The organism is Anaerolineales bacterium, from assembly GCA_016928575.1.
Classification (GTDB): Bacteria; Chloroflexota; Anaerolineae; order Anaerolineales; family RBG-16-64-43; genus JAFGKK01.
Genome location: JAFGKK010000068.1, coordinates 73,588 through 91,148 on the forward strand (window position 1 = coordinate 73,588; position 17,561 = coordinate 91,148).

14 protein-coding genes and 1 tRNA gene are annotated in these 17,561 nt (G+C 61.7%); 5 read left to right on the forward strand and 10 right to left on the reverse strand.

What is annotated here, in order from left to right:
- Window positions 1-73 precede the first annotated feature (73 nt).
- A complete protein-coding gene (locus JW929_09325) occupies window positions 74-1,168 on the reverse strand; it encodes an NTP transferase domain-containing protein (protein ID MBN1439597.1) in 1,095 nt (364 codons plus the stop codon).
- Window positions 1,168-2,151 carry a DNA-processing protein DprA gene (gene dprA / locus JW929_09330; GenBank protein MBN1439598.1) on the reverse strand — a complete coding sequence of 328 codons (984 nt, stop codon included), beginning with the start codon at window positions 2,149-2,151 and terminating at the stop codon, window positions 1,168-1,170. Before dprA ends, JW929_09325 begins: the two co-directional genes overlap by 1 nt.
- A 308-nt stretch (window positions 2,152-2,459) precedes the next feature.
- On the opposite strand from dprA, the gene JW929_09335 reads away from it, so the two are divergent.
- Window positions 2,460-3,716 (forward strand): glycosyltransferase, encoded by a 1,257-nt coding sequence (locus JW929_09335; protein ID MBN1439599.1) that lies wholly within the window; start codon window positions 2,460-2,462, stop codon window positions 3,714-3,716.
- A 549-nt stretch (window positions 3,717-4,265) separates the two neighbouring features.
- Here the strand turns inward: JW929_09335 and JW929_09340 are convergent.
- The 3 genes from JW929_09340 to JW929_09350 all read right to left on the reverse strand — a co-directional run bounded on the left by JW929_09340 (window position 4,266) and on the right by JW929_09350 (window position 7,116).
- Entirely contained in the window at window positions 4,266-5,333 is a 1,068-nt protein-coding gene (locus JW929_09340; protein MBN1439600.1) for a hypothetical protein, read from the reverse strand.
- A gap of 68 nt (window positions 5,334-5,401) precedes the next feature.
- Window positions 5,402-5,474: transfer RNA gene (locus tag JW929_09345), tRNA-Arg, on the reverse strand.
- A gap of 538 nt (window positions 5,475-6,012) precedes the next feature.
- Complete coding sequence (locus JW929_09350; GenBank protein ID MBN1439601.1) at window positions 6,013-7,116, reverse strand: nuclear transport factor 2 family protein; 1,104 nt, start codon at window positions 7,114-7,116, stop codon at window positions 6,013-6,015.
- 245 nt (window positions 7,117-7,361) lie between these two features.
- On the opposite strand from JW929_09350, the gene JW929_09355 reads away from it, so the two are divergent.
- Both JW929_09355 and JW929_09360 read left to right on the forward strand, forming a co-directional pair.
- Window positions 7,362-9,524, forward strand: a complete 2,163-nt coding sequence (locus JW929_09355) for a bifunctional (p)ppGpp synthetase/guanosine-3',5'-bis(diphosphate) 3'-pyrophosphohydrolase (protein MBN1439602.1) — start codon at window positions 7,362-7,364, stop codon at window positions 9,522-9,524.
- Window positions 9,525-9,700: 176 nt separating this feature from the next.
- A complete protein-coding gene (locus JW929_09360) occupies window positions 9,701-9,916 on the forward strand; it encodes a hypothetical protein (protein ID MBN1439603.1) in 216 nt (71 codons plus the stop codon).
- A 76-nt stretch (window positions 9,917-9,992) separates the two neighbouring features.
- Here the strand turns inward: JW929_09360 and JW929_09365 are convergent, their stop codons facing one another.
- The 5 genes from JW929_09365 to JW929_09385 form a co-directional block, all read right to left on the reverse strand.
- Window positions 9,993-10,736: a S1 RNA-binding domain-containing protein gene (locus JW929_09365; protein MBN1439604.1), complete on the reverse strand. Its 744-nt coding sequence runs from the start codon at window positions 10,734-10,736 to the stop codon at window positions 9,993-9,995.
- A gap of 561 nt (window positions 10,737-11,297) precedes the next feature.
- Window positions 11,298-12,416 carry a transaldolase gene (gene tal / locus JW929_09370; GenBank protein ID MBN1439605.1) on the reverse strand — a complete coding sequence of 373 codons (1,119 nt, stop codon included), beginning with the start codon at window positions 12,414-12,416 and terminating at the stop codon, window positions 11,298-11,300.
- On the reverse strand, window positions 12,413-12,877 hold the full coding sequence (gene rpiB / locus JW929_09375; protein ID MBN1439606.1) for a ribose 5-phosphate isomerase B: 465 nt from the start codon (window positions 12,875-12,877) through the stop codon (window positions 12,413-12,415). The genes tal and rpiB overlap by 4 nt, the downstream gene beginning before the upstream one ends.
- Window positions 12,878-13,026: 149 nt before the next feature.
- The gene (locus tag JW929_09380) at window positions 13,027-15,072 is read right to left on the reverse strand and encodes a hypothetical protein (GenBank protein MBN1439607.1); all 2,046 of its coding nucleotides are present in this window, start codon (window positions 15,070-15,072) and stop codon (window positions 13,027-13,029) included.
- A 15-nt stretch (window positions 15,073-15,087) separates the two neighbouring features.
- Window positions 15,088-15,330 carry a hypothetical protein gene (locus tag JW929_09385; GenBank protein ID MBN1439608.1) on the reverse strand — a complete coding sequence of 81 codons (243 nt, stop codon included), beginning with the start codon at window positions 15,328-15,330 and terminating at the stop codon, window positions 15,088-15,090.
- Between the two features lie 132 nt (window positions 15,331-15,462).
- Here JW929_09385 and JW929_09390 point away from each other — a divergent pair, with 132 nt between their 5' ends.
- Window positions 15,463-16,398: a hypothetical protein gene (locus JW929_09390; protein MBN1439609.1), complete on the forward strand. Its 936-nt coding sequence runs from the start codon at window positions 15,463-15,465 to the stop codon at window positions 16,396-16,398.
- An 83-nt stretch (window positions 16,399-16,481) separates the two neighbouring features.
- On the forward strand, window positions 16,482-17,060 hold the full coding sequence (amrA, locus tag JW929_09395) for an AmmeMemoRadiSam system protein A (GenBank protein ID MBN1439610.1): 579 nt from the start codon (window positions 16,482-16,484) through the stop codon (window positions 17,058-17,060).
- Window positions 17,061-17,561 lie beyond the last annotated feature (501 nt).

Below are 17,561 nucleotides of genomic sequence, written 5' to 3' on the forward strand. Positions count from 1 at the left end.
ACTCCGTTCTTGTAGAATGAGATACGATTTCTTCGCGGCGGCACGTCAAACTTAAACGCGTCCGATCCGCGGGTTATTTTTTGTATACGGCGTTATAAATTTCCCGGACGTCCTGAGACCTCCCGCTCCGGCAGACGAGGATGGCATCGTCCGTCTCGACGATGATGACGTCCTCCAAGCCGACGGTGGCCAGGATTCGGTCGTCTTGGATCCTGCGAAGGACGGTGACGGATTTCGACCCCGCATCGAGATGCCGGCCCGCCGCACTCGAACGCAATTCCGGACGCTCGCGGTAAAGCTCGACCAGCGCGTCCCAACTGCCGATATCGGTCCAACCCAAATCCCGCGCCGAAAGGACCGCAACCCGTTCGGACTTTTCGAGGATCCCGTAATCCAGCGATACGGATGGGACGCCTTCCCAAAGCCTCTCGAAAACCCCGGCCTGCGCGTTCCCGCGCACCGCGTCCGTCAACGGATCCAGAACGGCTGCGATGGCCGGTTGGTGCCTGCGGAATTCTTCTGCGATCACATCCGACCGCCAGAAGAACATTCCGGAATTCCAACTAAACCCGCCGCGGCGGATCATTTCGCGGGCTTGCTCCAAGTCGGGCTTCTCGGTGAAGCGCCGGACCCGGTAGGCTGGGAAGCCTTCCACCGGTCCCAAAGCGTCGCCCTGTTCGATGTACCCGTATCCGGTGAGGGGACCGGACGGATCGATCCCGAGCGTTACCAAGTATCCGCGCTCGGCAAGGGTTTGGGCGGCGCGGACAAGCGCGCGGTACTTTGGCACGTCCGCGATGAAATGGTCCGAAGGCAGACAAGCCATCACGAACTGCGGCACGCGGGCGCGCAGGCAAGCCAGGGCGAAGGCCGCCGCCGGGGCGGTGTTGCGCGGGCTGGGCTCGGAGAAAAAATTCCGATCCGGGACCGGCGTCCGCGCGGCCCGCAGCAGCCTTTCCAGCCTGCGGTTGGAAACGACAAAGACATCCTGCGGGGCGGCGACCCCCTCCAGGCGCTCAACGGTTAATTCGAACAGCGACCTCCCGCCCAACAGCGGCAGGCATTGCTTGGGTTCCTCTGGGCGCGAAAACGGCCACAACCGCGTGCCGCCGCCTCCGGCCATCAGCACCACCAGCAAGGGAAGGTTGCCTTGCGGCTCGGTTTCCATTAGGTCCGCCGATCTTCCGGCCCGACCGACGCCGCGGCGACATACTGCATGCCGCCGACCGGCCGGACCAGACCTTTCAATTCCATCAGCGCCAGCGTGCTGGAGACCGTCTCGACCGGCAGATCCACGCTGGCACGCACAAGATCAATATGCATTGGCTCCGAACCGATCGCCTCGAGGATCTTCGCTTCGATCGGGGTGGCCGGCACCGCCATCCGCATCTGCAACGCGGGCGCGATCCGTTCCGCATTCAGCGCGAGGATGAGATCCTCGGGGGACAAGGCTGGCTGGGCTCCGTCCCCGATCAACCGGTTGCAGCCCCGGCTGGCGGGGCTGAGAATGCTGCCGGGAACGGCGAACACATCCCGCCCGTAATCGCCTGCATAGGATGCGGTAAGCAAAGCGCCGCTTTCCTCTCCGGCTTCGACGACCAGCGTCGCCAGCGCCAATCCGGCGATGATTCGGTTGCGGGGAGGAAAATTGGCCGCATCGGGAGGCGTGCCCGGGGGATAATCGCTCAGCACCGCCCCGGATTCCGCAATCCGCCGAGTCAACCGCGCATGCTCGGGCGGATACACCACATCGGCTCCGCAACCCAGCACCGCCAGCGTGCGCCCGCCGCCTTCCAGCGCGGCTTGGTGCGCTTCGGCATCCACGCCGCGCGCCAGGCCGCTGACGACGGTGATCCCGCTTGACGCCAGCGCGGACGCGAACATCCGCGCGGCTTCCCGGCCGTAAGGGGTGGCCCGGCGCGTTCCCACCACCGCCACCGCCAATCCATCCGCCGGAATAATTCCGCCGCGCAGGTAAAGAACCGGCGGAGGGGCCGGCAGCTCCTTTAATCGCGGCGGATAATCCGGATCCTCCCAAATCAACACCCGCAGCCCAAGCTCGGTGCAACGGTCCAGCAGCCGTCGCGGATCCAAGTGCGGACGGACGGCGGCGACGGCGGATGCGCTGCGTTCATCCAGACCGGCTTCCATGAGACCTGTCCGCGGGACTTCCCAGGCCGATTGCAGATTTCCGAAAGCCTTCAGCAACCGTTGAAATCGGACCGCACCGATACCGCGGATGTGGTTGAAAGCGATCCAATATGCTCGTTCCACCGCCGTCATGGTTCCCCCCCTGGATCAAAAAATCCGGGCTGAGAATACCACGAGCCCCGCAAATGGGTCAAGTTGCGCTTTTTTTCAGCGTTTTTTTCGAATTCCCGGAAAGACCGGACTCGGTTGGAGACAGGACGCCCCTGTCACGAATCTCCCATAACACTCCGGAAGATATAATACCCCTTATGCGCGTGGCAATGCTTTCATATCACACCTGCCCCTTGGCGGCGCTGGGGGGCAAAGACACCGGCGGCATGAACGTCTACGTCCGAGAATTGACCCGATCGCTTGGGAAGGCGGGCATCCGGGTGGACGTGTTTACCCGCTCCCAGGATGAGCACATTCCGCACGTCGTCCATGATTTGGGGAATGGGAATCGCGTGATTCATATCCCGGCCGGACCGGAAAGTCCTCTGCCGCGGGATCGGCTTTCCCGCTACGTAGACGCGTTTGCGGAGGGAATCCGGCAGTTCGCCGCTGACAACGCACTCGCGTACGATCTGATCCACAGCCACTACTGGCTGTCCGGATTGGCGGGATTGGCCCTGAAACGGGAGTGGGGTTCCCCGCTTCTGCACATGTTCCACACGCTGGGGGAGATGAAAAACCGCCTGGGCGGAACCGTCGAGGATCCCGCGCGGCGCCAAGCCGAGAACGCCGTCCTTTCCGGCGCGGACCGGATCGTATCCGCCACCCCCGCGGAACGAATGCAATTGCATTGGCTGTACCAGGCGGATCCGCGCAAGGTGGTTGTTCTCCCTCCCGGAGTGGATCTCGAGCTGTTCCACCCGCATCCGGAGGCGGAAACGAGGCGGCGGCTCGGCCTTCCCGTCGACGCGCGGATGATCCTCTTCGTCGGCCGGATCGAGCGTCTGAAAGGCTTGGAGACTCTCCTGCGGGCGGCCGCGCTGCTGCAGGAGCGCGGTTTTCTTTCCCCTCCCTGCCCGTGCGTGATGGTCATCGGCGGGGAGCCCGATGCTCCGAAGGACGAAATGCAATACCTTCAAGACCTGCGGAAATCCCTCTCCCTTACCGGCGTGGTTACGTTTCTTGGGAAGCGGCCGCAGACCGAATTGCCCATGTATTATTCCTCGGCGCAAGCCGTCGTCATGCCATCGCAATACGAATCCTTCGGAATGGTCGCGCTGGAGGCGATGGCCTGCGGCACCCCGGTGGTGGCCTCCGGGGTGGGAGGCCTTCTGTACCTTGTCCGCGACGGCCGGACCGGTTACCACATCCCGGATTCCGATCCGAACGCGCTGGCGGACCGTCTTCAGCGGATCCTTTCCAACGAACGCCTGCGCCGCGAGCTGGGGCGCCATGCGGCCAATGTAGCCCACGGCTATTCCTGGGATCGGATTACCGACCAGATGCTGACCTTGTATGAAAGCGTCCTGGCCGGCTGTTATACATCGGATCCGAACATGGAACACGCGCATTGACCAGCTCCAGATCCACCCCGTTGGCTTAAAGTAAATCCCTCGCATTTTCTCAACCTTCCCTGTAAACGTCCTCCCTTTGCTTTCCCTCGCTTTTCCTCGGGACAGGCGCTCGGGACAAGGTCGGGCAACCATTCCTGGATTTGCTCCGGGATGGGCTTCCCAGACACCTCACATCGGAAAATGGGGGTAATGATTAACCCAACCGGAAAAAGGGGAGTCAGCTTATCTTCCTCCGCACCTTGTTATCCCTTTCCTAGCTTATGCAGGTGGAGGGGTAACAGGGATAGGACGATGAGGATTCCGTCGGATCCCGCGGACGGCGCAGAAAAATGTCTGTGCAGGGAAATCATTATTCGAGGCGATCATTCTGGGGAGTCGGACTGGGAGCCCGCCACCCGGAACGCCCATTCCGGGCGAAGCGAAGAAAACCAAGCGGAGGGTGCCGTCGCCGCGGTAATCTTCCGGGAAGAAGACTGAGAAGGGCGAGCGGGCACCCTTTGAATATGGACGGGCAGGCCTTGTCCAAAGGGGAAAGACCGGGGAGGAGGGTTACCCGAAATAAGAGCCCGTGGCCTGATACAGCGTGCAACGGTGGGCAAGGTACGCGGCGAGTTCGATGAGTTTCGTCTCGCGTTCCCTTTTCCGCAAGGCGAGGCGCAACTCCTTGGCGCGGTGGTGGCATTTATCCAGCAGGTCCTTCAACACCAGCGGATCGAACTTGGCGGGGGCCAAAACCCGCTTCATCAGGAAGGGGCGGTTCTCCTTCAAGTATCCGTCAGCCGGAAGATAGCTCGACTGAAGATCCGTGCGCGAAGGCATCCGATGGAACAGGCGCCGCAGATCGCCGTCCACGTATCCGGTGGCGCCCCGGCGGTAGCGGCGGATGTTTTTCGCTTTAAGGAACTCGGCCAAGGTCATCGTATTTTCGCTGATGGGCTCGTCCAGCATGGCCGGATCGTTGACCGTCTCCGGCTCCTTGCGGCGCAGGCTGTGCACGAGCTCGTCCACGTATTGTAGTTTCCGCAGTGCGCCGGGGAACCGGCGGTACTTCTTGCGCCAACTCCGGCGCGAGGAAAACCACTCGCAGAACGTTTCGGCGAAATCATCGTCGGGATGCTTTTGGGCGTAGTGGTCGCCGGACGGGTTGACGTAATCCCGGCTCCAGGGATTGGCGCGCTCAACGTAGCGGTCCGTGACCGGATAGGTGTGGAAAAAATGGCCGCGCACGTGAAAGGTCTCGCGGAAGTCCTTGCGCCGGTAAAGCTTGTAGGCGTAGCAAAAAGCATGGCCGACTTCGTGGCGCAGGGTGGCGAGGATCTCCTCCGGGCTGTAGGACCAGCGCCGGTACTCCTTATGCAATTCGCGGATCAGGGCGTGCGCGTCGTAAAAACCGACCGCGATGTTGGTCGTCCCTTCCACCGTGCCGTATCCCGTGGAGAGGTAGAAATTCGGCTGGATGCGCTCCAGTTTCAGCCGCTTAAGGTCTTCGCGCAAAAGTAAGATCGCGTCACCGACCGGTCCGTCGCTGATAGAGATCGGCAAATGCGACAGCGGCGTGAGCAGCAGCTCCAATTTGGTCGTTTTTGGGCCGAAAAGCAGGCGGCGCGAATGGCGCACGGGATTACACCTTGCATTTCATGATTTCCATCAGCGCAGAATCGTTGCCGCTGACAAAGGATCGCGAGCGCCCCCGGAGGGATTCGAACCCCCAGCCTACTGATTCGAAGTCAGCCGCTCTATCCTTTGAGCTACGGGGGCGAACCGGTTATGGGGTTGAAAATCCACCGAATGGATGAATTGGACCCAAAAACCGAAAACGCGCAAAGATTATAACGCGCTAATTCGGCCTGTCAATGAAACACCGCACGGCTTGCCCACCGCTTCCTCCGCTTCGCGAGGCCAGGCGCGCGGTGTCGCGGAGCGCAATCCCGGCCTTGCCGCGGCGTGCCGGGGCGGGGCGCCAAGACCTGCGCATAGCGCGCGGGTACCCCGGCCGCGCTCGGCGAAGCGGGGCGGGATTCGACCGCCTTTTACAACTCCTTGGGAAAGACGAAAAAACGGCGTTTTACGCCGAAAAACTTCCCTTTTTTAGATTTTTCCGGCGCCTGGACGAGGAAACCGCTATTGGGCAACTCCCTTTGATTTCGATTTCACCTTTTTGGGATCAGGCTTTTTTCCCTTCTGGGGAGAACCCGCAGGAGTTGCTGCACTGGAAGAACCCGCGGCGGCCGCGGCGCACGGATTGGCTTCCCGGAGAACGTATTGGTAGATCGGAATCAATTGCAGGAAGAAAAAATCAGCCCGCACTCTGAACCGTGAAATACGTGTAATGGTATTGGATTTTTCCGTCTCGGATCCCGATCGTATCGTTGCCGTCGTGGACGGATCCCGCTTGGCTGGTTGCGGTCCAGGAGATGTGGCGGGAATTGCCCGTCCCGCTGAATCCGTTCAGTTGGAACAGCGCGCCGGGAAGCCGTTCGGTGAACAATTGCGCATACCAATCCAATATCGCCTGGATCCCGACGACGGTTCGGGCTCCGGTGACGTGGGCGGCGTTGTCTTGGTAGAGGGAGATCACCCGGTTGGGGTCGTGGGTATTCCACAGACCGGGTAGCTGCTGGGCGATGTCCGCGGCCGGGGCCGGCGGCCAAGGGAAATTGGCGACCGCGTTCCACAAATCCAAGTAACTGGATTGCGTGGAATAGTCCCACGACCAGAAATTGGCGCCGGTCAGCCCGAGCTCAAGCGCCTTCTGCATGAAGGCGGTCAATTCCGAAGCGGCCGGGCGCCATCCGCCGTTGGAGTAAGCCGGCCCGGTGGGGATGATCGGACGGAAGGGGGAGATTTTTCGGAACTCCTCGACGCACCGCTGCAGCTGTTCCGCGCCGTTGTGCGACCCCTCCCAGTACACCTGCGGAAAATTGTAGTCGCAATACTCAAGGAACACGGACCATGGGAAGGCGGTGTGGTACTGCGGAAATCGGTAGGAGGAAAGGGCGATCGGCATGGAACCCAGCCCCGCCCGAAGCTGCTGGCAAAAGGTTCGGGCGACCGCCGCCCGGCCCGAATATTGGAATTCCGCCTCGGCATCGATGACGTACCCATCCAGGTTGAGGGGAAGGGTCCGCTGGACGGCCACCCGGGCTTCCGCCGCCGGATCGTATCCGTAAACGTAATGCCAGCCCCAGGCTTGGATTCCGCGGGCGTGGAGGGCGGCGACGACCGGCGGAACCAAATCCCGCCCGTTCCGGTCGATGTTAAATGCGTTCCCGGCGTCGGCGATTTTAATCAGCACGTGGCTCAATCCCGCCGCCTCGGCGCGGGCGGCGATCTGCGTTGCGTTGCCGGATTCGCAGTGCGGGATCTGCCAGATGTAGAAGCCTTTTCCGTTCAGCGCCATGGATTCCTCCACAAAGGGGACGCCCACATCCCAACCGGCGGAAGAACAGCCAAAGCCCGCCGGAGCCGAGTCGCCTTGGGAGGATCCGTGCAAGGAAAATGCCACCTGATTCCTTGCTTCTCCCTCCCGTTAGCTCGGGCCAAGATCCTTGCCTCCGCAAGGAAGGCAAATACAGCCCGAGGAAGCGGGATTGGGAGGGGCAGGGGACGGGCGAGGTATACTTACCGGAACAATCAGCAACGGCTATGGAATACCAGGATCTCTCCGCAACCCTCTCCTACCTTTCTCCCGCGGACCGCGAGATGATTGAGCGGGCATACCGCCTGGCGCTCCGCGCCCACGAAGGGCAAAAACGCGCTTCCGGCGAACCCTACATCCAGCATTGCCTGGCCGTCGCCAAGATCCTTGCCGATCTCCACCTCCCAGGGGCGGCGATCGCCGCCGGTCTGTTGCATGATGTCGTCGAAGATACGCCGGTCTCCCTGGAGATGATCCGCAAGGAATTCGGCGACGAAGTGCTGGCGCTGGTGGACGGCGTAACCAAGCTGACCCAGCTCCCGCGGGTCACCCGAGACGACGGCCGCGGGCAGCCGGTGGACGAGGAAACCCGCCGCAAAGCCCTCGACGTCGAGACCCTGCGGAAGATCTTCTTTGCCATGGGCGATGACGTGCGGGTGGTGGTGATCAAGCTCGCCGACCGCCTGCACAACCTGCGCACGCTCAACCACCTTCCTCCCGACCGCCGCAAAGCGATTGCCCAGGAAACCCTGGAACTGTTTGCGCCGCTGGCCAACCGGCTCGGGATCTGGCAGATGAAGTGGGAATTGGAGGATTTGGCGTTCCACTACGTCAACTCGTCCAAGTACAAGGAGATCGCCTCCAAGCTCGAGGAGCGCCGCTCGGACCGCGAGACGATGATGAAAACCATCGTCGAAAACCTGCGCGCCGAATTAACCCGGGCCGGGGTCAAGGCCGAAGTCACCGGCAGGCCCAAGCACATCTACTCGATCTACCGCAAGATGGTCCGCAAGGGGGTCCCCTTCGAATCGGTCCACGACGTCCGCGCCGTGCGCATCATCGTCAAGGACATCCCCGCCTGCTACGTCGCGCTTGGCGTGATCCACAACCTGTGGGTGCCGCTGCCGAAGGAATTTGACGATTACATCGCCTCGCCGAAGGACAATTTTTACCAATCCTTGCATACTGCGGTCGTCTATGAGGACGGGAAAACGCTTGAAGTGCAGATCCGCACGCCGGAAATGCATGTCAGCGCGGAGCTTGGAATCGCAGCCCATTGGCGCTACAAGGAGGAGGGCACCAAACGCGACGAATCCTTCGAGCGCCGGGTATTGTGGCTGCGGGGGCTGATGGATTGGCGCCAGGAGGTCCCCGACGCCGGAGACTTCCTGGACGGGATGAAGACCGACGTCTTCGAAGACCGCGTGTTCGCATTCACTCCCAAGGGCGATGTCTTCGACATGCCCGCGGGATCCACGCCGATCGACTTCGCCTACCACGTTCACACCGAAATCGGCCACCACTGCCGCGGCGCGCGCGTCAATGGCAAGATGGTCTCGCTCGATCACCGGCTGCGAACCGGGGATCAGGTGGAGATCGTCACCACCCGCAGCGGCGGCCCGAGCCGCGATTGGATGAATCCGCACCTGGGATTGGTAAAATCCCAGCGGGCCCTCAGCAAGATCCGCCAATGGTTCAAGCATCAAGACCTGGAGCAGAAGATCGCCACCGGGCGCGACATTCTCCTGCGGGAATTGCACCGTTTGGGAATCGAAGAGGAAATCACGCTGGAATCACTGGCCAAGCAAGCCGGCTTCCCGGCGGTGAACGATTTTTTAGCGGCGATCGGATCCGGCGACGTTTCGCCTTCGCGCCTGGTGTCGAAGTTTTTGGAAACCGAGCGGCCCGGGGAAGAACTCGTCCCCGATTCGAGCGCCGCGGCTTCGGCCACCACCGGGGAAGTCAACGTCACCGGCCTGCGCGGGATGCTCACCAACTTGGCCCGCTGCTGCAAACCGGTGCCCGGGGATCCCATCGTCGGTTACATCACGCGCGGGCAGGGAGCCACCATCCACCGCTCGGACTGCAAGAACATCCTGCGCATCCCCGACAAGGAACGCTTGGTGCGCGTGTCGTGGGGCCGCGTCCTCCGGACCTATCCGGTGGAAATCCGGATTTCCGCTTTCGACCGCGAAGGGCTGCTGCGCGACGTCTCCTCGGTCGTCACCGAGGACCACATCAGCATGCGCAAGGTCAACGTCAGCACCAAAGCCCACGAAGCGACGATCGACATGCTGATGGAAGTGACCGACCTGACCCAGCTCAGCCGGGTTCTCAGCCGGATCGAAGCCCTGCCGAACGTGTTCGAAGCCCGCCGGATTCGGCCCTGAGGGGAGGCGGAGAACTGGGGTTTGGAAAGCACTTGACCGAACGCTTTTTTGGCCTTAGAGTAAAAAAATTCCGTCCTCCGGAATCGGAATTGCGGGGCGGGCGCTTCCCGGTTTGCGATATACTTCGGGGGCCCGAACAAGGAGGAGGCTTAATGCCCAGGATACGTTGCCGATACATGGATTGCATTTTCCTGGAGGGTCATTATTGCGGCGCCGCGGCGATCGAATTGGATCCGGATACCGGCTGTCTGACGTATTCGCAATCCGCGGAAACGGAAACCGATCCGGATTGGGAGGACGACGAATTTGACGACGATTGGGAAAACGAGGAAGAGGGTTTTGAAATCGAGGAGGACGAAGAGGACGAATCCTGGGACGAAGACGAACAATAATTATTTTCTTCCGGCGCCGGCCGAAAAAAAACGGGCGAGGACATTCTCCTCGCCCGTTTTTTCATATTCCCTGCGGTCATTTGCGCGGGGCGGATTGCAAAGTCCGGCTGAGGATGTCCTCCTGCTGGCGGCGCTTCTTTTCGCTGATCTGGCGCACCCGTTCGGCCGCGGGGAGGTCCGCCCCGGCAATTCCAGACTGGGCCTTCAGAAAAGCGGCCTCCATCGCGGTGATCGATTTTTCTTCCGGTTCTTCGAGCTCGACGGTTTCCTCTTTTTCCTGTTCCCTCGGCGGGGCTTTGGCTTCGAGGGCCTTGCGGCTTAGGTGGACCTGCTTCTTCTTGCGGTCGATTTCCAGGATGGCCGCCTCGACCTCGTCCCCGATTTTCGCCACGGCGGCGATGTCCTTGACGTATTCGTTCGACCATTCGCTGATGTGGATCAACCCCGGCCGTTCGGCGCCGAAATCCACGAACACGCCGAATTTCTCGACGCGGGTCACTTTCCCATGGATCGCCGTTCCCGAGCGCATTTCGTTCCAGTCGTAGGCCAGCGGCGGAATCATGGTCAACTGCAGTTCGCCTTTCTGGGGATCCACCTTCCTCACCCAGACCGGGATCTCCTGCTCGGGTTGAAGCATGTCCTGCACCCGGTTCACTTTTTCCCTGCCGAGGGCCGAGATGTGCAACAGGCCGTCGCGTTCGGCCCCCACGTCCACCACCGCGCCCGACAACTCAATCCGTTTGACTTTGCCCGTCAATGCGGTCTTCGGTTTTAGGTCCGACAGGAGGATTTTTCCATCCTTTGCGGGATTTTCGGTCATATGGACCTCCGATTTTTCCAAAGGCTTTGCTTCTCCATGCTTCCATGCGCCTGCGTCGGGGCGATTCCTCCGAAAGCCGATGGAATTCGGGCTGGGGGATGATGCAATCCGGAGAGGTGAGCCTTGAATTCACCGGGCATAAACCGGGGTCGCACTCAAAACTCGAGCCCGACCCCGCCCGGTTAACGCTGAAACTGCGGCATTATACCCGCAGGTTACCCGTTCTGCAAGCCTTCTGATGCAAATCCATCCGATCCCCACCGGAAAGGCTTTGGCCGGGGGTTGTCCCAAAACGGCATTAGGTTGTCTCCGGATCGTCATGCCCACGCCCGCCCTTGCGCCTGCCCTCGGCATGCTCTATGCCGGGGGAAGCGGGGGTGTTCGTAGCGGGCATCCAGCCATGGAAACCCTGGATTCCCGCTAAACCCACCCCCGGCGAAGAACGCGCGGAGGGCCGGCGCGGGAATGACGGACTATCTCCGGCTGGGAATTTTCCACAAATACCATTGATTTACTTTATAGACAGCCTCCAGGCATCCGATAAAGAGCGGCTCGGTCCGATCATTCCGGAAGCCGTTCTCTTACGGCGCTCAGGAGGGATTCGTAGGACTTCTGGAAGGCTTGTACGCCCTCGCTCTCCAGCCGTTGGGTTACCTGCTCCATAGCGATCCCCGCCCGGGCAAGCTTGTCGGCGTGGGCGCGGGCGTTCTCCAAGTCCGCCTCGATCCGCAAGGCCGGATCGCCGTGGTCGCGGTAGGCGTCGATGGTCGCGGGCGGCATGGTGTTGACGCTTGTCGGCGCAACGAGCGCCTCGACGTAGTAGGTGTCCTGGTAGGCGGGATCCTTGGTGCTGGTCGAAGCCCAGAGGGGGCGCTGAATCCGGGCTCCGAAGGCAGTGGCTTTCACCCAGCGCGGACCGCGGAAGAAATCCGAAAACGCCTGATACGCCAACCGCGTGTTGGCGATCGCGGCTTTTCCCCGCAGGTCGCGCAGAGTCCCCTCGGAGATCGCGCTTTCGCCCGCCAGCTGATCCAACAGGCGGTCGACCAGCGTGTCCACCCGGGAGACGAAGAAGGAGGCGACCGAAGCGATCTTCTCGACGCGCAATCCGCGCGCGATCCGGTCTTCCAGCCCGGACAAGTAGGCCTCCATCACCTGGCGGTACCGTTCGACCGAGAACAGGAGAGTGACGTTCACCGGAATTCCCTCCCCGATCGCTTTGCGGATGGATTCCAGGCAGGCCGAGGTGCCCGGGATTTTGATCATCAGATTCGGGCGGCTCACGGTCTGGTGCAGGCGCATGGCTTCCCGCAGGGTCGCGTCGGGATTGTTCGCAAGGTTGGGGGAGACCTCCAGCGAGATGTATCCGTCCACTCCGTTGCTTTCCTCGAAGACCGGCCGGAACACGTCCGCCGCGGCGCGGATATCCTCCACGGCGAGTACCTCGTAAGCCTGTTCGGCGGTGTATTGCTTCTTCGAGAGGCGCCCTATGGCGGCTTGGTATTCCTCGGAGCGGACGATCGCGTTTTCGAAAATCGTCGGGTTGGAGGTTACGCCGCGGATCTCCCCCGCAGCGACCATCCGGGCCAGTTCGCCGGATTCCAAAAGCCCGCGGCGGATGTTGTCGTACCAAACGGATTGTCCCAGGCGGTTCAGGCGGATTAATGGATTCGTAATCATCGCGGGGTTTTCCCTGTGTTTGCGGATTCGATCCGGCGGATTTTCTCCACCCTGCGCCGGTGGCGTTCCTCCTTCGAAAACCGCGCGGAGAGGTAGGCGCACGTCAGCTCGCGCGCGGGTTCCGGTCCGATGATGCGGGCGCCCAGGCACAGCACGTTCATATCGTCGTGTTCGACTCCCTGGTGCGCCGAGTAGGAATCGTGGCATACGCCCGCGTAAATTCCGGGAATTTTATTGGCGGCGATGCAGGCTCCGACGCCCGATCCGCAGAGGAGAATCCCGCGCTGCGCGCGCTTCTCCGCGATCGCCCTTCCCACCCTTTCGGCGATGTCCGGATAATCCACCGGCTCGGGGGAATTCGTTCCGACGTCCAGAACCTGGTGCCCCGATTGGCGGATGGTTTCCAGCACAATGGACTTGAGCGGAAACCCCGCATGATCGCATCCCAACGCAACTTTCATCATCCTCTCCCGTTCGATCCGCCGGATTCCGACGGAGGAATTTACGAGTGTTTTTTCCGACCGGCGATTTTACCATGGGCGGAGCGGCGGGCTTGCCGCTGCAAAGGTTTCGCAGTCCTGCGATCCCTTCGACTCCGCCCGGCGGCCGCTCAACCCGGGACGCCCCATACGATTGCGCTGCCGTCGGATCCGGCGGACATTAGGTGCCGGCCGTCCGGGGAAAACGCCAAGCCGTTCACCCATCCATTGTGGGCGGGGACGGTTCGAAGCAGCCTTCCGCGGTTCATCGACCAGAATCGAATCGAACCATGGATTCCGCCGGCCGCCAGCAAAGAGCCGTCCGGCGCAAGCGCCAGGCTGAAGATCGACCCCATGTACCCGGAAACGGTTCGCAGCAATTGTCCGCTGGAGGTATCCCAGATGCGGATGTCGCCTCGGTCGTCGCCGGCGGCAAGCAAGGTTCCGGCACCGGCCACGCACCAGACTGGAGAGCCTCCGCCGTCCGAGAATACCTGCGGCGTCTTCTCAGGCGCGGCCGGATCCCACAACCGGATCGATCCGTCTTCCATCGCGACGGCCAAGCGTAAGGAGGAAGCCTCGGAGCCTGCGACGAACGTCAGGCCGGTGATCCGGGATCCGACCTTCAGGATCCGAATTTTTCCGGATGCCGTGTCGATCACGGTCAATTCCCCGTTTCCGCCGGCAGCCAGAATTCCGCCGTCGGGCGAGAACGCCACCGCTCGCACCCCCGGCACGCGCGTCTCGGAGCGGGGGGAAAGCTCCGCCAAATCGTAGATCCGCAGGATACCGGCAAGGCCGTCGGCCACGGCCAGGATTTCCCCCCGCGGTGAAAACACCGCGGCAACGTCCGCCTTGCTGGCCGGGCGGATCCCGCCGAGCGGGATCACTTCGCCTCCGGAAAGATTCCACAGGTAGGTCAGGCCGTTTTCTCCGCTGATGGCCGCCCATTCGCCACTCGGATAGAACGCCGCGGAGCGCAAACCGCCGGTGAAATCCAAAAATTCGCGGGTCACCGAAAGCGAGCGGGCATCGAGGATCAAAGCCCGTTCGCCGATCGAGACCGCCGCCAACCGTGCGCCGTCCGGGGAATACCGCAGGCTGTCGATTTTGGTGAACGCCGCCGCGCTTTCCCGCTCCAGAGTCGCTGTTTCCGCATCCCACAGCTTCACCATCCCGTCGCCGGAGGAGGTCGCCAACCGCTTCCCGTCTACCGACCAGGCGACGCTCCAGGCCCCGTAGGCATGGCCTGGCAGGAGGGCAAGCGGTTCTTCCGTGTCCCAATCCCAAATCTGAACCGTCCCGTCGCCGCAGGCGGAAGCCAGCCGGGCGCCGTCCGGCGAGAAGGCGACTCCGAAGAGCAGACCGAATTGGGTTTGCAGGCGCGGCAACTCCTCGCCGGTGGCAAGGTCCCAACGCGAGAGATACCCCTGATCGCCACCCGTGACCAGGACCGAATCATCGGCGGAAAAAGCCAGGCTGCGGATTCCATAGCCCCAATACCCCAGCAGAGGATTCTCGAATTTATGCCGGGCAATTCCGGAGGATATATCCCAAACGACGACGGAGCCCTCTTCCGACCCGGAGGCGAGGTAGGCCGGTTGACTGCCGGCGCCGCTCCATCCGGAAAAAGCCAGCCCGTGGACCGGACGCGAATGCCAGGCCAGCCGCAGGATGATTTTCCATGAAACGGTATCTAGGACAACCACCTTCCCATCCTGCCGTCCGGCCGCCAGCCATTCGCCGCCGGGGGAAAAGAGGACGGCGAGGACCGGGGTGTCGGTGGGAAACACAGTTTGCACCCGCCATTCGTCGGTTCGGAAGACTTCGACTCCCCGCGCGGAAGCCAGCGCCAGCAGGGAGCCGTCCGGCGAAAAATCGGCCGCCGCCGGCCATCCGCCGCCGAACCGGCCAACCGCGGCCAACTTCTCCAGATTGAACTCGCTCAAGACTTCCGCCGCAGGGGTGACGGCCGGGACGGACATTTGCTGCCGATCCGGAAGAAGCGTGGGATAAAAGGCCGGGACGGCGAGTGAAGGCGTTGAAGCCGCCGGGGAAAGCTCGTCTTGGAAGGCGGGGGTTCCGCGCGGCCAAAGGACAAAGGCGGCGGCGGCGACACCGGCGACACCGGCCAACGCGAGGGTCGATCGAAGGATCCGATTACGATGAGATGCCATTTGGCAAGCCTGGCGTCATGAGCCGTTCCCGGAAAGGCGGTCCGCGATCCATTGCATAACGGACAGCGCCAACCCGATCAGCGCGACGGGGATCAGCGCCGCGAGGAAGAAGGCCAAACCGCAGATTGCGGCGGGCGTACCATAGGTCAGGGCGATCAGCGCCGTGCCTATAAGTATGGTCAGCGCCAAACCCCCGAATATAAGCCGCTGTTTCGTCTGCCGGGCATGCCGCCGCAGATCCACCGCTTCACCGGGCATAACTTCCATCCTTGGTAAAATTGTATCATCCGCTGTGCAAAGCCACTTGACGCTGACATTTCGAGTGGCTATGATTCAAAGACCGCTTCCGGATCTCGACCGCCGGTCCTATTTCCTCTCGGAGAGACGTCCTTGATCATCCTCGAATTGCGCGAACTCGCCATGGTGCTGGATCGGAAGGTGACTGCCCTTCAAAGGGAGTTCACCCGTCTCGCCGATCGGCTTGTGGTTTTGCGCAGAAAATGGACGGAAGAGGAGGAAACGGAGCGGCCGAAAATCCTCAAGGAACAGGAAACCCTAAAAGAAAAACAGCTTCTCCTTGCCGAACAGGTTAATATCTGGCGGGACCGACTGCGGGCGATCGAAAACCCGTCCGGAGAAAAGGCGCTGCTGGCCTCGCTGGAGGAATCCCTGGCCTGCGGGGATGCGGAGGTGGTCGCCGCCGTCCAGCGGGCGAAGCAATTGTTGGAGATGGATCCGGAAGAGAAGGCGGCGCTGTTTAACCAAACCGTTTCCGCCGCCTCCAACACTCCGGTGGGCAGGCTCATCCAGCGCGCGAAAACCTCCTACGACCTCCGCAACGGCGGTCCCGTAACGCGCCAGGAAGTCGCGGTGGAATTCGCCAATCGTTCGGGCGTGGCTCAGGAGGATTCCATCCTTTCTGAGTTGGAGGCCGCCGCGCAGGATTCCGATCCGGTGGTCTCCGACGTCTGCCTCCGGACCTTGGTGCAGATCCTGCGCTTCCGCGCGGTGCGCGCCGCAGAATTGGATACCGTCCATGCGGCGGTTGTAAAATTGACGAAAATCCGGAACTCCGTCGTCGTTCCGGTTCTGATCGAAATCATGAAAAATCCACGTCAGGGTTACCTCATGGTGGACGGCAGCCTGCAGGAACAATCCAACGGCCCGTCGCGCCTGCAGGCGCTGATCGCGCTGGTGGAATTCCGCACCAAGGAAGCCCAGACTGCGATCCGTACCCGACGCTTCGACAAAGATCCGAGCGTCGCCAACGCGGCCGAGCGGGCGCTCCAGGCATTCCCGGGCGAATGGGGCGAGAACCCGGAATAAGCGACGGTTCCGCACTTCTCCCGCCAAGCGGGACGGGGCGGTCGCGGCGACGGGAGTAACAATGCGGCGGGGGAGGGGACGGGATGCTATCCGACCAATCCAAACGCAGGCTGTTGGCCCTGGCCAGGGAATCGATAGCGGCGCAATTAAAGAATGAAACCGCGCCGCATTTGGATCCGGAAACCCTGCCGCCAGAATTGCTGGCGCCCGGCGCCAGTTTTGTCACCCTTTCCCGCGGCGGTCAGCTGCGCGGCTGCATCGGCAGCCTGGAAGCCCGCCAAAGCTTGGCGGCAGACGTTCAGGAGCACGCCGGTGACGCGGCGTTCCGGGATTTCCGCTTCCCGCCGCTGGCTGATTCGGAACTGCCGGATTTGGAGATCGAGATCTCCGTCTTGAGCGTCCCCGAACCGCTCCGGTACTCCAACCCGGAGCAACTGCCCGGATTGCTGCATCCCGGAGTGGACGGCGTCATCCTCGCCCGCGGTTTGCGCCGCGCCACCTTCCTCCCCCAAGTTTGGGAGAAGGTCCCCGACCCGGTTGCCTTCCTCGACATGCTCTGCGAAAAGATGGGGTTCGACTACGACTTGTGGCGGCGGGAAAAGCTGGAGGTGTTTGTTTACCATGTGGAAAGTTTTCTGGAAGCGAGCTTGAAGGACGGTTGACGAGGGGGAATCGCCCTTATCGGTCGTGACGATCGGCCATCGGCCACGGACCATCGCAGAAGATCAAACGATAACGCCGCTCGCGTCCGCGGTTTGCGATCTTGCCAAGGACGCGAGTGGCGCCAGGGCGCCGGATGGCTATGGCTTGCCTTTTTTTTTTAGGAATAAAGTCCTCTTCGATACCACGCGACATTAACGTCCAACCCTTCCGCCAGAAGAAGGGAAACACCCCCGTCATACCAAGATGCCCAGGTGGGAAGTACGGATCTGCGACACCGTCACCCGCTCCAGCGGTACGGCATCCTACTGCGGACGCGGCGGTAGACATTCGGGAAACTTTCGGCCATGATCAATGGTCTATCGTCGATGGTCTGCAGTTATAACCGGAGCAACAGCCGATCAATCTAATACGTGTCTGCTCAGCATGATGCAAGGATTGAAATAATATTCGAAAAACCATCCAATTATTCCCCCTCATCCCATCCTTCTCCCAGCCCATCG

Excerpts from the sequence above, each read along its gene's own strand:
- JW929_09325 (MBN1439597.1), bottom strand. The coding sequence starts at position 1,168 with ATGGAAACCGAGCCGCAAGGCAACCTTCCCTTGCTGGTGGTGCTGATG.
- dprA (MBN1439598.1), bottom strand. The coding sequence starts at position 2,151 with ATGGAAGCCGGTCTGGATGAACGCAGCGCATCCGCCGTCGCCGCCGTC.
- JW929_09335 (MBN1439599.1), top strand. The coding sequence starts at position 2,460 with ATGCGCGTGGCAATGCTTTCATATCACACCTGCCCCTTGGCGGCGCTG.
- JW929_09350 (MBN1439601.1), bottom strand. The coding sequence starts at position 7,116 with ATGGCGCTGAACGGAAAAGGCTTCTACATCTGGCAGATCCCGCACTGC.
- JW929_09355 (MBN1439602.1), top strand. The coding sequence starts at position 7,362 with ATGGAATACCAGGATCTCTCCGCAACCCTCTCCTACCTTTCTCCCGCG.
- JW929_09360 (MBN1439603.1), top strand. The coding sequence starts at position 9,701 with ATGGATTGCATTTTCCTGGAGGGTCATTATTGCGGCGCCGCGGCGATC.
- JW929_09365 (MBN1439604.1), bottom strand. The coding sequence starts at position 10,736 with ATGACCGAAAATCCCGCAAAGGATGGAAAAATCCTCCTGTCGGACCTA.
- tal (MBN1439605.1), bottom strand. The coding sequence starts at position 12,416 with ATGATTACGAATCCATTAATCCGCCTGAACCGCCTGGGACAATCCGTT.
- rpiB (MBN1439606.1), bottom strand. The coding sequence starts at position 12,877 with ATGAAAGTTGCGTTGGGATGCGATCATGCGGGGTTTCCGCTCAAGTCC.
- JW929_09380 (MBN1439607.1), bottom strand. The coding sequence starts at position 15,072 with ATGGCATCTCATCGTAATCGGATCCTTCGATCGACCCTCGCGTTGGCC.
- JW929_09385 (MBN1439608.1), bottom strand. The coding sequence starts at position 15,330 with ATGCCCGGTGAAGCGGTGGATCTGCGGCGGCATGCCCGGCAGACGAAA.
- amrA (MBN1439610.1), top strand. The coding sequence starts at position 16,482 with ATGCTATCCGACCAATCCAAACGCAGGCTGTTGGCCCTGGCCAGGGAA.